The sequence below is a fragment of the Arthrobacter sp. NPDC093128 genome (assembly GCF_040683875.1).
Lineage (GTDB): Bacteria > Actinomycetota > Actinomycetes > Actinomycetales > Micrococcaceae > Arthrobacter.
In genome coordinates this window covers 1-14,079 of sequence record NZ_JBFBEY010000012.1, presented here as the reverse complement: position 1 = coordinate 14,079, position 14,079 = coordinate 1, and the positions used below count along the sequence as shown (strand labels likewise).

Annotated in this window: 15 protein-coding genes and 1 pseudogene; 11 read left to right on the top strand and 5 right to left on the bottom strand. The window is 63.8% G+C overall.

Annotated features, from left to right (window positions below):
* The first annotated feature begins 117 nt into the window (after window positions 1-117).
* Together AB0N24_RS15100 and AB0N24_RS15095 are read left to right on the top strand one after the other, a co-directional pair.
* A complete protein-coding gene (locus tag AB0N24_RS15100; protein WP_364125744.1) occupies window positions 118-753 on the top strand; it encodes a dihydrofolate reductase family protein in 636 nt (211 codons plus the stop codon).
* Window positions 754-945: 192 nt separating this feature from the next.
* Window positions 946-1,704 carry a MerR family transcriptional regulator gene (locus AB0N24_RS15095; RefSeq protein ID WP_364125742.1) on the top strand — a complete coding sequence of 253 codons (759 nt, stop codon included), beginning with the start codon at window positions 946-948 and terminating at the stop codon, window positions 1,702-1,704.
* Window positions 1,705-1,736: 32 nt separating this feature from the next.
* Here AB0N24_RS15095 and AB0N24_RS15090 read toward each other — a convergent pair whose 3' ends face one another.
* Window positions 1,737-2,012, bottom strand: a complete 276-nt coding sequence (locus AB0N24_RS15090; RefSeq protein ID WP_364125740.1) for a hypothetical protein — start codon at window positions 2,010-2,012, stop codon at window positions 1,737-1,739.
* Window positions 2,013-2,117: 105 nt separating this feature from the next.
* Between AB0N24_RS15090 and AB0N24_RS15085 the strand changes: the two genes are divergently transcribed.
* The 5 genes from AB0N24_RS15085 (at window position 2,118) to AB0N24_RS15065 (ending at window position 6,689) form a co-directional block, all read left to right on the top strand.
* On the top strand, window positions 2,118-2,624 hold the full coding sequence (locus AB0N24_RS15085) for a helix-turn-helix domain-containing protein (RefSeq protein ID WP_364125738.1): 507 nt from the start codon (window positions 2,118-2,120) through the stop codon (window positions 2,622-2,624).
* 95 nt (window positions 2,625-2,719) lie between these two features.
* Complete coding sequence (locus AB0N24_RS15080) at window positions 2,720-3,976, top strand: MFS transporter (protein ID WP_364125736.1); 1,257 nt, start codon at window positions 2,720-2,722, stop codon at window positions 3,974-3,976.
* Between the two features lie 706 nt (window positions 3,977-4,682).
* Window positions 4,683-5,648 (top strand): helix-turn-helix transcriptional regulator, encoded by a 966-nt coding sequence (locus tag AB0N24_RS15075; RefSeq protein ID WP_364125733.1) that lies wholly within the window; start codon window positions 4,683-4,685, stop codon window positions 5,646-5,648.
* Window positions 5,649-5,791: 143 nt separating this feature from the next.
* The gene (locus tag AB0N24_RS15070; RefSeq protein WP_364125731.1) at window positions 5,792-6,160 is read left to right on the top strand and encodes a hypothetical protein; all 369 of its coding nucleotides are present in this window, start codon (window positions 5,792-5,794) and stop codon (window positions 6,158-6,160) included.
* 154 nt (window positions 6,161-6,314) lie between these two features.
* Window positions 6,315-6,689 carry a cupin domain-containing protein gene (locus AB0N24_RS15065; RefSeq protein WP_364125728.1) on the top strand — a complete coding sequence of 125 codons (375 nt, stop codon included), beginning with the start codon at window positions 6,315-6,317 and terminating at the stop codon, window positions 6,687-6,689.
* Window positions 6,690-6,864: 175 nt separating this feature from the next.
* Here the strand turns inward: AB0N24_RS15065 and AB0N24_RS15060 are convergent, their stop codons facing one another.
* Window positions 6,865-7,542, bottom strand: coding sequence for a DNA alkylation repair protein (locus tag AB0N24_RS15060; protein ID WP_364126122.1), 678 nt, complete (start codon window positions 7,540-7,542; stop codon window positions 6,865-6,867).
* A gap of 181 nt (window positions 7,543-7,723) precedes the next feature.
* Between AB0N24_RS15060 and AB0N24_RS15055 the strand changes: the two genes are divergently transcribed.
* On the top strand, window positions 7,724-8,017 hold the full coding sequence (locus AB0N24_RS15055; protein ID WP_364125725.1) for a hypothetical protein: 294 nt from the start codon (window positions 7,724-7,726) through the stop codon (window positions 8,015-8,017).
* Window positions 8,018-8,417: 400 nt separating this feature from the next.
* Here AB0N24_RS15055 and AB0N24_RS15050 read toward each other — a convergent pair whose 3' ends face one another.
* The 3 genes from AB0N24_RS15050 to AB0N24_RS15040 all read right to left on the bottom strand — a co-directional run bounded on the left by AB0N24_RS15050 (window position 8,418) and on the right by AB0N24_RS15040 (window position 11,209).
* On the bottom strand, window positions 8,418-8,744 hold the full coding sequence (locus AB0N24_RS15050; protein ID WP_364125722.1) for an Lsr2 family protein: 327 nt from the start codon (window positions 8,742-8,744) through the stop codon (window positions 8,418-8,420).
* A 228-nt stretch (window positions 8,745-8,972) separates the two neighbouring features.
* A complete protein-coding gene (locus tag AB0N24_RS15045; RefSeq protein ID WP_364125719.1) occupies window positions 8,973-9,842 on the bottom strand; it encodes a patatin-like phospholipase family protein in 870 nt (289 codons plus the stop codon).
* Window positions 9,843-10,477: 635 nt separating this feature from the next.
* Window positions 10,478-11,209 (bottom strand): GntR family transcriptional regulator, encoded by a 732-nt coding sequence (locus AB0N24_RS15040; protein WP_364125716.1) that lies wholly within the window; start codon window positions 11,207-11,209, stop codon window positions 10,478-10,480.
* Window positions 11,210-11,357: 148 nt separating this feature from the next.
* Here AB0N24_RS15040 and AB0N24_RS15035 point away from each other — a divergent pair, with 148 nt between their 5' ends.
* The 3 genes and pseudogenes from AB0N24_RS15035 to AB0N24_RS15025 all read left to right on the top strand — a co-directional run.
* Window positions 11,358-12,740, top strand: coding sequence for an MFS transporter (locus AB0N24_RS15035; RefSeq protein WP_364125713.1), 1,383 nt, complete (start codon window positions 11,358-11,360; stop codon window positions 12,738-12,740).
* Window positions 12,737-13,771, top strand: a complete 1,035-nt coding sequence (locus AB0N24_RS15030) for an L-idonate 5-dehydrogenase (protein WP_364125710.1) — start codon at window positions 12,737-12,739, stop codon at window positions 13,769-13,771. The genes AB0N24_RS15035 and AB0N24_RS15030 overlap by 4 nt, the downstream gene beginning before the upstream one ends.
* Before the next feature lie 84 nt (window positions 13,772-13,855).
* Window positions 13,856-14,079 (top strand): annotated as a pseudogene (locus AB0N24_RS15025) (bifunctional D-altronate/D-mannonate dehydratase); the annotation flags it as partial.

Genomic DNA, 14,079 nt, shown 5'->3' with positions numbered 1-14,079 from the left:
ACCTGAACGGCGTGGTGCCGGCCAATGGCTCGGGGGTGGCTTGGCCCGACCCGGCCGGGAAACGGTACTCCTTGAGGGCCCAGCGGACACTGACGTCGATTAATCGAGGAGACGGCCATGAGCGAGACAACTGCAGCGGCGTCATCATCGGACCTGATGGTCGACCTGATTATCTCCTTGGACGGGTATGCCTCGGCCGAGGGATGGCCCGGCTGGTGGGGTCTGGAGGGGCCGGAATACCTGGCTTGGCTCGGGCAGGAGGGGGAGAAGGGCTACACCTTCCTTTTCGGGGCGAATACGTATCGGCTGATGTCCGCCATGTCCGAGGAGGCCGCGGCCGGAGGCTCGGGATTCTCCGATGACGAGGGGGCCAGCCTGACCGGTCTTGCCGCCGTCCCCAAGGTCGTCTTCTCCTCCACCCTGCAGGCGCCCTTGACGTGGCCGAATTCGAAGCTGGTCGCCGGTGACGCGGTGGAGGCCGTGACGGAGATGAAACGGACCGGGACCGGGCCCTTGAGCACCCTGGGCAGCCTCAGCCTCTGCCGGTCGCTGCTGGCCGCCGGTCTCGTGGACAGGTTCCGGGTGGTCGTCTTCCCGGTGATCACGGGCCGTACCGGGCGAGAGCGGATCTACGACGGCTATCCGGATGTCAAGCTGGAGATGGTAGATAGCAGGACTTTCGACGGTCGGCTCCAGTTGCTGGAGTACGTCCCCACCGTGCTCAGCGGTCCGCCGGGCAGCAGTACGTCTTGAGTCAATCCGAGACCTTCTGACTGGCCACGTTCGCGCGCCAGCCCCGCCTTCCAGGCTGTGCCAACTCAGACGGCGCCTGCCCCTCCAGATCGCATAACCGTCCTGGAACCCCGCCGTCGGGCCCTTGACCTTCCCGTTGCGTAAACCTTTAGAGTCGGCTTATCAGGCCGGAGGAACGGGGAGGAGGAACGGATGGACTGGTCGATCCAACAGATAGCAAGGATCGCCGGCACCACAAGCCGGACGCTGCGGCACTATGACGACATCGGCCTGCTGAAGCCGAGCCGGATTGCCCATAACGGCTACCGGCACTACGACCAGGAGGCACTGGTCCAGCTTCAGCGGATCCTGCTCCTGCGCGAGCTGGGACTTGGTCTGCCGGTGATCGCCGAAGTGCTTGGCAACGAGTCGGACGCCGGCAAGGCCTTGGGCGGCCATTTGAAGTGGCTTCGGCAGGAACAGGACAGGCTGAACCGACAGATCGCGTCGGTCCGGCGCACCATCGAGGCAGTGAAAGAAGGTGGAGAACTCATGGCAGAGAACATGTTCGACGGCTTTGACCATACCCAGTACAAGGACGAAGTGGAGCAACGCTGGGGCAAGGATGCTTACGCCAGCAGCGACGCCTGGTGGCGTGGAATGGACGCTGCGGAAAAGGCGGCCTGGAAGCACCGCTCGCAACAGCTCGGCAGCGACTGGATCGCCGCCGCCGGCGCCGGCATCGCGGCAGACAGCGCGGAGGCCCAGGACCTTGCGCGGCGGCAGGTCGAATGGCTCCGGGGGATCCCAGGGACGCCGGCAGCAGCGCCGGGCGGTGACGTGAAGGGTTACGTGATCGGCCTGGGCGAAATGTACGTCGCCGATCCGCGTTTCAGCGCAAACTATGGCGGCGAATCCGGGGCCGGTTTCGTCCGGGATGCCCTGCGCGTCTACGCGGACGCGAACCTGTAGCCCACTAGGCACTAGGCACTGGGCACTAGGCACTAGGCGAACGGTGCGGCAAGCCTCGCGCCGGTAGGCAACTCCGTGGACGGCTGCGCTGAGGGGGTCAGCGCAGCCTGGCAGTGCCCGTGTAACCGCAGGCCCCGCACAGGCGCCGGCGACGTGCCCAATTTCGTAGTCGCGACAATCCTCGCGTCAATGCCGCTCCGACGCGCGGCTGCGGCGGTGATCCCCACCGACCCGATCTCGGGGTCGGTGAACGGGACCTGCGGCAACGGCGCCGCCGCCGAGCTGACATGGCATTCCCTACTCGTCATGGCGGTGACCCCTAAGCACCGATCCCCGAATGGCCTAGCTTGACATTTTGGTAGCCAGGGCTTCCAATGTTCTGACTACTAACTTTAGAAGTCAGGAGGGCGGCCGTGTCGATCAAACCGATCAAACTCAATGGCGTTCTGGAGGATCGGTCCCTGTGGCGGGTGGAGAACTGCTCTATCGCCATGGCCATGGAAGTAATCGGTACCCGGTCCTCGATGCTTATCCTGCGTGAAGCGCTGTACGGCACCACCCGATTCGACGACTTCGTGAAACGCACGAGGGGGACCGACGCAATAGTTGCGGCCCGGCTAAAGCAGCTCACGGACATTGGTCTCTTCGAAAAGCGGCCGTACCGGGAAGAGGGCAAGCGGACACGCTACGAATATGTGTTGACTCCGATGGGCGCAGATCTTATGCCGGCCGTGTTCGCTCTTATGCAGTGGGGCAACCATTATTTGCAGCCCGAAAATGGTGGACCGCTGCATCTCGTGAAGCGCGGGACCAGCATGCCGGTGATTATCGGCCCCCTTCCCGAGTCCGACGCTGAGCTCGGGATTGATGATCTGGAGATTGTCGCAAACGGCGACTGGATCGACCGAGGACACGACTAATCAACCACGCGGTGCTGTCCCTGGGGCTCCGGACCACAACATACAAATCAACAAACTGGCCGGCATGCCTGTGACCGGCTGAACAGGAACCTTTCATGTCATCAACACAGTCAACCCTCGACCCATACATTCCCCCCGCCCGCAGTCGCGCCAGGCTTCCCCGCGGGTTGGCGTTTGCTGGCAGCGCGGTCACCTTCATCAGCCTGTACGTGGGGGCCGGTGCACCGACGCCGCTGCTCGCTTTCTATCAGGAGCAGTGGCATTTTCCCGCGGCGGTCCTGACCCTGGCGTTCGCCGTCTACGCGATCGGCTTTCTTGCGGCCATGCTGACTGTCGGTTCACTCTCCGATCATGTCGGTCGGCGTCCCGTGCTGATCGGAGCACTCCTCGTTCAGCTCGTGTCGACCTTGATGTTCCTGGTAGCGACCGACATCGGGTGGGTGATCGCCGCTCGCGTTGTGCAGGGCCTTGCCACCGGTGCTGCAACCAGCGCATTTACGGCCGCCCTTGCCGAACTCGCCCCGCCGAACCGGAAGAAATTGGGCAGCATTCTTGGCAGCGTCGGCATGACTGCGGGGCTCGCCGTCGGCGCACTGCTTGCGGGGTTCGCCATCCAGTTCGCGCCCGGGGCGAACACGATCATTTTTGCCGTGCTCACGATCGTGACCATCCTGGGAATCGTCGTCGTCGCGTTCTCTCCCGAGAGTGTGACACGCACCCCCGGAGCGCTACTTTCCCTGATCCCGCGGGCTTCCGTACCGGCGGCTGTCAGGAAGGAATTCGCCGCTGCCGCCCCCGTGATAGCCGCAATCTGGATGCTTGCGGGTCTTTCCCTCGGACTTGCGCCGACAATCGTACGTCACGTCTTCCACCTGAACAGCGGCCTGGTCAACGGCCTCACTGGATTCATTGCGCCGGCAACTGCTGCTGTCGTTGCTGTCGCCTTCGCACGGCTTGACCCGCGGCACGGAATGACTCTTGGTATCTACGCCGCCATCGCCGGAACCATCGGCATCGTGACGGCCGTGCTCGCCGGAAGCCTTGGGCTTATGCTCGCAGGCCTTGTAGTCGGGGGCGTCGGCTTCGGCGCAGCCTTTTCCGGATCACTGCGCCTGATCATGCCGCTGGCCGGCCCCCAACAGAGAGCGGGAATCGTCTCCGCATTCTACGTTGTCGCCTACATCGCCTTCGGCCTGCCGGTCATCATCGCTGGCCAGCTTGCCGCCCCGCTGGGTCTCATGCCGACCGTTGTCGGATATGGAGGCGCGACCATCGTCCTCGCACTGATCAGCCTTGTCGCACAGAACCGCATCGGCCGCCGCGCCCAAGCGTTAAATACCCCAGAATCATGACGAAAAACTCAACATGACCTTCACGCCGCCAACCGCACTTTCCATCGAAGAGGAGGCCCTCCGGGGCGAAGAAGCCAGGCTGACGAAGTCCAACATGGGCAAGACCACTGAATAGGGGCGACACCCGCTCCGGAATAGCGATGGGATCCCGCACGCCACCCCTGGGAGGTTTGGTCGTGCCGCGTGGGTTCACCACCTTGAGGAACAGATGCAATTGCGTAAGAACAACTGAGGCGGCAGTGGGGCGGCGGGTGCGTTCGACTCCGTACTGGCAATCCATGACCATCCGGCCGCCCACGATGGCCTGGCAAAGGCCATGTGGTGGCTTCGGGACGTGGACCAGGCGATTGCCCAGCGCACAGCGGCCTACACCGGTTTTCGCCGGCTGGGGGAGGACGCGCGGGCTGCTGCGCGCTGACCCGGCAATGACGCGGGACGACGCCCGGACCGCGCTGGAATTCGCGCGCCGCTGCGACGATCCGGATCTTGAGGCGACGGCCCTGGCGCTTCTGGGCCTCGGCACAATCGCTGCGGGCGACGTACCGGAGGGGATGGCGATGGTCGATGAGGCAATGGTGGTGGTAACTGCCGGCGAGGTTCGCGACGACGTAGTTTTCGGGGACGTCTGCTGCATGGTCACGCGTGCGAGCGAAGAGGCCTGCGACACCTCCAGCTGGGCCAGTGGAACAACGTCTTTCTGCATTTCATGCAGCGTACGGGGCATCCGGCACTACTGGAATTCTGTGGCACGTGCTGTGCAGAGATCCTTCTCGCTTCCGGCGACGTTGCTGGTGCCGAGGGCTGGCTCAGCAGGACCCTCGGCGAGCTGGAACAGGGCGGACACGGTGGCCGATGTGTGCACCCGGCGGCCAAGCTGGCGGAACTGCGGCTACTCCAGGGCCACGTGGAGGAGGCCGGCCGGCTTCTCGCGGGGTTCGAAGACCGCCCAGACGCGTTGCGGGCGACGGCGGCAGTCCGGCTCGCCGCTGGTGACACATCCGTGGCAGCGGCACTGCTGCACCGCCGGATCCACCAGGTCGGCGAGGGACTGCTCGCCGTTCCGCTGCTCGCGCTGCCCGCCGAGGCCGAACTGGCACAAGGCGTCCCCGACCAGGCCCTGGCAACGGCAGGGCGCTTGGACGAGGTTGCCGCCGCGACACGCTGGCCCCGCGCCATTGCATCGTCGCATCTGGCAGGCGGTCGCGTTGCGGCCGCCGTCGGCAACCTGGCATCGGCACAGGAACGCCTGAACGCGGCAATCGCGATTTTCGGCGAGCTCAACATGCCGCTTGAGGCAGCGCGGGCACGGCTCGCGCTGGCCGAAGCCGTGCGTGATTCGGACCGTGAGGTTGCCGTGCACGAGGCCGGAGTGGCCTTGGCAGCGTTCGACGACGCCGGCGCCGGCGGATTGGCCGACAAAGCCGCGGCGCTCCTCCGGGCCCTGGGCGGCCCGGCCCGTACGGGACCGAAGGCGCTCGGCCTGTTGTCGCGACGGGAACGCGAAGTCCTCGCGCTGCTCGCCGAAGCCATGACGAACGCCGAAATCGCGGACCGCCTTTCTATCAGCGCCAAAACGGCCGAGCATCACGTGAGCAGCATCCTTGCCAAGCTGCATCTGCGCAGCCGTGGTGAGGCGGCCGCATTCGCCCTTCGCCGTGCCCTCATGGAATAGGACCATAAATGGGGGATACTCCCCATCCTTTTGTTGCGACGGCATCGCATGCTTGGAGTGTCCGTAGGACATCGCGGCTCATCGCGGCGGCGGAAACCGCAGTTCGGCGTAACCCCGCCCCAAGACAAGGAAGGAATGGGACGATGGCAAAGCTATCGAGCAATGACGAAACCGCGCGCGTGAAGCGCATGACCGGCTACGAGGGCCGCTACAGGGAGTCTGATGGCTACACAATCGCCTTCGAAAAGTTCGAAGAGGGAGGCGACTTCACACCGTTCTACAAAGGCCTGCCGGATGATCTGTGCCAAAGCCACCACTGGGGATACGTTGTACGGGGCCGGCTCATAATGCACACCCCGGCGGGAGACGAGATCGTCCAAGCCGGCGAGGCGTACTACACCGCACCCGGCCATACTGATGAGCTTGATCCCGGGACGGAGCTGGTGGAATTCAGCCCGACCGAGGAACTCGCCCGTACGCTGGCGGTGGTGGCGCAGAACCTGGCATCTTGACATGGCCTACCGCCGCGAGCACGCTGATAGCGCTAGGCGCGCCCCGGCAGGCGCTGAACGGACACCAGGCAGTCCCTGCCGAACTCCTTCCCGGAAAATCTGATCCAGCCTCCGGATGAACAGTTGTAATCGCTCCACTTTGAGGAGGGCAAAAATGCCCGCAGTGACTGTCAAGACCCTTGAGTCGAAGTCATTCAATGAACCCGACGAAAAGCGCCGACCGCCGAAGACTGAGGTTGACGTGGTCACCGTCGGAGATACCACCCTGGGCCGGTTCACATTTGAGCCCGGCTGGCGGTGGTCCGAGACCGTCAAGACCGTGGTTCACACCGACAGCTGCCAGAACAACCATCTGGGGTTCTGCACCGGCGGAACGTTAACAGTGGAGATGGAAGACGGAACGCGTACCACGCTCCGTGCCGGCGACGCCTATGCAATTCCCGCCGGCCATGATGCCTGGGTGGAAGGCGACGAGGCGTTCGTGGGCTACGAAATCATGAGTGCGGCCACATTCGCCAAGCCTGCCTAGCCCCCGAACAACCAAAACGCGAGCACCGGCCAGCCGACTGTGTTGGCCGGTGCTCCGTCTTCTGAACGTCCGCAAAAGCATGGTCACACCAGGTTTTTCAACCACACCCTACTGCTGTCCGTACATGTTCACGCTGCCGTGAGGTGACATGATGTGGAAGTGAGCCCGGACCTTCCTACTTTAGGTTCTGTCGGCGCACCATCTCGTTGATCCAGATGGGCGCGAACGGCGACGTGCAGTTCGGGGGAGTCGGGTAGTCCTTGAGCACCTCTAAGCGCTCACCGACGTCGATTGCGCGGGCGCGGTGCTCGTGATGTTCGATCCCGATCTGGGCCAGACAGTGGTTCATCGCCCACTGCAGCCGATCAGGGGCATCCTTCATCTCCGCCTCGATGACGTCGAGCAGTCCTGCGAGGTCGAGGCCCGTGGGGTTCTTCGCCACGCGTTCGGTGGTCAGCGCCCAGCCGGCACTCGCGACCACTGGATCCGGATCGGCGGACCAGGCCAGGCGCAGCTCTTCCTCGTGCGGGTTCTTTTTCACCACGTAGTTCACGAGCCAGTCGTGCACCTTGGGCGTGCGCGCCGCGCGCAACATGGCGTCCAACTCGTCGCGCTCGAACGCCTTCGGGCGGCAGATCAACATCGCAAGCAGTCTCGCAGCGGTGTCGTCCGTGTCCCAGAGCTGGCGCGCGAGTTCCTGCCGCGTCTTCAGCCGCTTTGCGAGCTCGCGCAGTTCGCCGAGGTTCACACCGTGATCGTCACCGTGCTTCTCGTTCACCCCGCGCGTCTTCGGGTCCTCGAGCGCGGTCAGCTCGGCCATCACCTCCGTCAGCGCCGTCCCGGTCTGCGTCATTTCGGCCACCTCAGCTTCCTGTCCATCATGTGTGGGATTCAGCCTAGTAGGAAAGCACGGTCAAACGGATGCCGACTCTGTCGGAAGGATTTGTAGCGACGTTCGTTAGGCACCGCCCTTCCATAGTCGCTTCACAGGGGTTTATGGATCTGTTCTCAAGGTGCGGCATCATGATCGGGTTATGAGGCTTTGGACAAAGACCGTGGTTCGTGCACTTGCAGCCCTGGCGGTTGTTCTCCTTGCTGCGGCCAGCGCTGCCGGGATGGACCAGATGGCAAATACAAAAGGGGCGAATACGGCAACAGCCGCCATCCCGGCTGTCGCTGATAACCAGCCAACGCTGCGGCATTTGGTCATTCGTGGCCTAGCTGAGGGAGGCCTTCCTGGGGGATTCCCATACGACGAAGCGCGTGAAGAAAGATACGACGAGAACTATCAGGAAACACTTCATATTGGGCCGGCCACCCCGGCATAACACGGGGTCTGCATAGGGGCGGGGTGCGCCGGGACTTAAGCAGTATTCCCAGCAACCCCAAGGTCCAACCGGGCATAATGGATCGAAGCTTCGGTCAACCGCTATTTGACCGGAGCTTCGCCAATTGAGGGGTGCGGCCTTGAACCCGCGGGACGGCGCTCCATCACCTGACCGGCTGCAGGCGGCCAATTTCTCCATTTTTGTCAGTCAAAGCGATCTTTTCCGGGAAATCCACCGGAAGAATAGATATCCCAGCCGGGCGATCCGCCGCCGTCAGATCCCCGTCTCAGATCATGGATGAAGAGTTCGATTTAAAGGAACCAGGACCGAGGCAAACTAGCCTTCGGTCCTGATTCTTTTGTTAAGTTCTTATCGAGGAGCGAGTTGTTGCAGGTGTTCCCTAGTGGGCTGCTTCGTAGCGCGCCATTACGTCAGCCTGCACGCGGCCCCGACTGCTGATGGCGATGCCGTTTTCGATAGCCCAGGCCCGGACAGCCTTGGTGTCGCTGCCGCCGATCACGGCGCCGGGTTTCCGTGCCGGCCGGGCGCGTCCGGTTGTCTTGCGCGCGACGGAAGTGTACTTGTTCATTGCCCCGCGCAGTTCGGTAGCGTGGGCATCATTGAGATCAATCTCATATTCCGTGCCGTCGATAGAGAAATTGATTGTTTCAATCGCTTCAGAACCGTCAAGATCATCCTCAAGCGTGGTTATTACTCGTTTTGCCATGCCCGACAGGTTATCACTTATTGCGAAAAACAAATCCGGTATCGATATTGCCTAATTCGAGAAACGCAGTAGTGAATTTCGGCTGAGGAATTAGAATCTCTTCGTGATCGAGGGCCTAGTCGGGTCCTGAACCCGCCGGTCCAGAGAAGCGAACTGGCGGTGTAGTTGGCGGGGTTGCCCCCCGGAGCATAGGCCGGTTGCCTATAGGGTCGACTGGATTTGTGGGCGTCAGCGCCAGAACTCCGTGAGCTGCCCGGCAAGGGCTCTGCCTTGCCCGTAACCGGCCCGGGCCGCGGGCGGACGCAGCGACAGATCCATCGCATTGACGCCGAACATGTGCTCGGAGCTGCTGTCCGGGAAGATCGTCTCGACTCTGCTGCCGCGTGCGCGTAGCTCGTCGACCTGCGCCGCGAGATGCGTGCCCCAGTCCACCGGTGCCAGTGATCTGCCGCCGAAGGGTGACAGCACCAGCACCCGCCCGTATCCGGCTGCCAGATCGGCATTCTCGGCGTTGGACCGGTAACCGCCGTCGATGTACCGGCTGTCCCCGATCCTGTAGGGAAGGCCACTGGCACAGCTGGCGGCAACGGCGTCCGCAAGGTCGATTCCGCTGTGGCGGTCGAACACAACCGGTTCACCGGTTTGGGCATTGACCGCCGTGATGAGCACTGTTCGTTGCGGCCAGCGCTGACTGGGCAGCCGCGAGGCGACGGTGGCGCGCCACTGTGTTTGCCAGGAGCCGTCCGACGCCGCATCCATGTCGAGTGCCGCCGCGCCCATTCTGCGGCGCATGTCAGCCGCATCCTCGGCGGAGGCGATGATTTTGGTTATCCTCTCCAGGTGGTCCGTCACCGGCCTGATCGGAACGGGTCCGCGGTCGGATCCGACCGGACCGGTTCGTTGCTGAGGCACAGCGGCAAGGATGGCGGCAAGCAGCTCAGTCGGGGTGGCGCCACTTATCTGGGCCGCGGCTGTCGAGCCGGCTGACGTGCCGATGGTCAGGTCGGCTGTGGTCACGTCCAATCCGGCATCGAAGAGTCCGGCGATGACGCCGATCAGCCACGCGTTGCCTGTCGATCCGCCGCCACCGAGGACCAACGCCGCTCGCCCGCGGCGCGCGCCGGCTCTGGGGCGTCGACCTCCGGCTGATCCTGGCCGGACCCCGGCGGGTCGGAGGCCGGCGTCGAAATGGAATGCAGAGGTGAAGAAGGTGTTGTGTTCATGGGAGTCGCCTTTCGCGAATTGCCTGGTGAGGCGCTCCCGGTGGCGACTAGCTCAGTCGCGCGATCGTGGACTGCAGGGGAGCATCCATTGCGGATACTGCGTTCATGGGACTCACCTCCTGCCGATAGATCACGATCGTTAAGACGCTAGCACCCGGCTGCGGGAGTGCGCAATCGGCGTCAGGCCGAGCGAGGTCGCGCCATCTGACCAGGACATGTTTTGTAGAATCGATGGAGTAAAGCTACTGTTCCTTGACTCCAGGGGCCACCGGGTGCCGCCTATGACCCTGACGCCGCAATGAGGGAGAACGAACGCTACCGCGAACGGCGTACGATCAGCGCGCAGACCCGTGCGCTGCTCGATGCCTCACCGGCTTCATCAGTCAGGACGGCACCGCCACTATTTCCGCGGGAGGGGCCATACTGGACGGCGGCTGCCGGGCGATGAGCGGACATTGAGGAAGAGTAGCCGAAGCCTCGGCTGACCAGGCCTGCAGTACGGGGTGCTGATCAGGTCAGGCGGGCGACGCTTCGGCGGGTGGGCCGCAGGATTGCCCCGTCGGAAAAGAGCTGCGGAGTGGCCTGCTGGATCCGTTGCACATCCTCAAAAACGCCTCGCAGGTGCAGGCGGAGGGAACTGTCGGCGTCCGTCAGGTTGTTGGCTTCAAGGGCGTCCACCACTGCGGTGTGTTGCTGGATCAGCGTTGCGATAGGCCTCGCGTCCAGCAGGCTCAGGCGCCGTGCGCGGTCGAGGTGCGCTTTGGCGGAGTTGACGGCAGCCCAGGCGGATTCATGACCCGCAAGCCGCAGGAGCTCGCGGTGGAAATCCTCGTCCAGCCGGAAGAACTCCTCAACGTCGCTGGCGGCATCAGCTTCCGTTTGGCCGTGGAGTATCACGCGAAGTCCAGCGATGCCTGCACTGTCGACAGCGAGGTCGCGCAGGGACGCACATTCGATGGCCTCGCGAACGAACTGCGCTTCTGAGACCCGCCCCAGGTCCACGAGCGAGACGAAGGAACCAATCTGCGGGTAGACCTGGACGAGTCCCTCTTCCCTGAGCAGGATGAGGCTCTCGCGCACGGGGGTGCGGCTGACGCCCAGTTCCTGCGCGAGCTCGTTCTCCGAGAGCGGTTCACCCGGGGGGAGCTGCAGGGAAATAATGCGACGCCGCAGTGTTTCCAAGGTCTGGTCACGCACGGACAGTCGCGGTGCCTGTCCCTTGCCGCTTTTTTCGGTTGCCATGGCTCCAGTCTATTACTCTTGACACACTAGAATGGTAGTGCTTGTATGGTAGTAGTTCACGAGGGGCTGCCGATCACAACTGCGGATCATCAGGCCAGTTCCTTCCCCTCTCTCCCGTTCGTTTTCATCGCCTGCAAAGGAGCATCAGATGAGTGAGCAAATCGCGCCACCCACCACCAAGCCGGAACTAAAGCCCACCCGGGAACTGGCCAAAGTGGCCGTTTCCGGTTGGCTTGGAACGGCCATGGAATTCATGGACTTCCAGCTGTACTCGCTGGCTGCAGCTATCGTTTTCAACAAGATCTTCTTCCCCGACGTCAGCCCCATGATCGGCCTGATAGCCGCAATGGCAACCTACGGCGTGGGCTACGTAGCCCGCCTCGCCGGCGCCGTCTACTTCGGCCGGATGGGCGACAGGATCGGCCGCAAGAAGGTCCTCTTCATCACCATCGCGCTCATGGGTGCGTCGACAACGCTCATTGGTGTCCTTCCCACCTACGCGATGATCGGTATCTGGGCTCCCATCTTCCTGGTCGCCCTGCGCCTGCTGCAGGGCTTCGGCGCCGGCGCCGAAATCGCAGGCGCCACCGTGATGCTGGCTGAGTTCGCTCCCGCCCGCCGCCGCGGCCTCATTTCCTCCCTCGTATGCCTCGGCACCAACTCCGGCACGCTCGCCGCCTCGGCCATCTGGGCAATCCTCGTCTCCACGCTGCCCGAGGACCAGCTCCTCAGCTGGGGCTGGCGCATTCCGTTCCTGCTTAGCTTCGTTCTGATGATTTTCGCGGTCTGGGTCCGCCGTTCACTCAAGGAAAGCCCCGTCTTCGAGGAGCGCGCCGACGTTGTGGACGGTGTGGCACTGTCCAGGCGGGAAATTGCCGCGGCAGAAGAACTTGTAAAGACCAGCACCATTGAAGCCGCACTGCACCAGCGCAAGGGCAAGGCTTTCCTCATCGCCCTCGGCCTGCGCTTCGGGCAGGCCGGCAACTCCGGGCTGGTCCAGACCTTCCTCGTCGGCTACCTCGCCACCGTCCTGCTGGTGGACAAGAGCGTCGGCACAAGCGCCATTATGTACGGCTCCATCCTCGGCTTCCTGACCATCCCCGTCATGGGTCTGCTCGGTGACCGCTTCGGCCGGCGGCCCCTCTATCTGGTCCTGAGCTCGCTCACCGCGCTGTTCGCCATCCCCATGATGCTGATGGTCACCAGCGGAAACACCGTCCTCATCACGGTCGCCATGGTCATCGGACTCAACCTGGGCGTGCTGAGCCTCTTCGCCATGGAGAGCGTCACCATGGCTGAGTTCTTCGGGGCCCGCACCCGCTTCACCCAGCTCGCGCTGGCCAAGGAAATCGGCGGCATCCTCGCCACCGCGATCGGTCCGCTGCTGGCCGCCACCCTCACTGCGATCACCGGTCACTGGTGGCCGCTGGCCGCGATGCTCATCGCCTACTCGCTGATCACCCTGATCTCGGCTTTCGTCGGTCCCGAGGTCCGTGGCCGCGACATGGTCCGCCTGGAAGACGCAGTATGAAAGCCGTCGTAGTCCATGGCTCGAATGATCTCCGCATCGACGAACGGCCGGAGCCGATAGCCGGCCCCGGGGAAGTAGTGCTTGACGTCGAATGGGGCGGCATCTGCGGATCTGACCTTTCATACTGGCGCCACGGTGCCTCCGGGACGGCGGCACTGAAGTCGCCGCTCATCCTTGGCCACGAGGTGGCCGGCCGGATCGCCCAGCTCGGCACCGGCGTCGAAAACCTCGACGTCGGCCAGCCGGTCACTGTCCATCCCGCCGAACTCGTAGGGAACGGCATCATGCCTGAGCGGCTCAAGGGCCGGACCAACCTCTACCCGGAGATCCGGTACTTTGGCTCGGCGGCCTTCGATCCCCACACAGACGGCGGCTTCAGCGAGCGCAAGCTCGCCAGGGCCTCCCAGGTCCGGCCGCTGCCCGACGGCGTCAGCACGCTCCATGGTGCGCTGGCCGAACCGCTCGCGGTCGCCATGCACGCGGTCAGCCGAGCCGGCGACGTCAGAGGGCGGGACGTCCTGGTCAACGGTGCAGGACCCATCGGCTCCCTGGTGGTGGCAGCGGCCAAGTACGCCGGGGCCCGGACCGTCATCGCCGCCGACATCAACGACGCGGCGCTTGCGATCGCCAAAGCCATGGGCGCGGACGAAGTCCGGAACGTCTCCGGCGGCGGCAGCTTGCCTGAGGATATGGAGCTCGTGTTCGAGGCTTCCGGCATCCCCGCGGTGTTGGGCGGCGTCCTGCGCGCCACCGCACGCGGCGGCACCCTGATCCAGGTCGGAAACCTGCCGGGAGCTCCGAGCCCTGCGGCGCTCGGCGATCTGGTCACGCGGGAAATCACCTGGATCGGTTCCTACCGTTTTGTGGACGAGATCAGCGACGCCCTCCGCGCCATGGCAGCAGGCCTGGACGTTTCCCCGGTCATCACGCACACGTTCGGGATCGACCAGGCAGCCGAAGCAATGAGGGTCTTCGGCGACCCTGCCTCCGGCAGCAGCAAAGTGATGCTCCGGCTCAGCCCAACTGAGTAGCAGCAGGTGTCGTTTTGGCGGCTCAAAACGACACCTGCTGCGACGTACTTGAATACATTTCCCACTCACCTGAAGGACCAGCCAGTGAAGATCACCGACGCACGGGTAGTGGTTTCGTCGCCAGGACGGAACTACGTCACCCTCGTAATCGAAACCGAGGACGGGATAACCGGCATCGGCGACGCCACCCTCAACGGCCGCGAACTGGCGGTTGCGTCCTACCTTTCCGAGCACCTCTGCCCGCTGCTGATCGGCCGCGACGCACGCCGCATCGAGGACGCGTGGCAGTACTTCTACAAGGGCGCCTA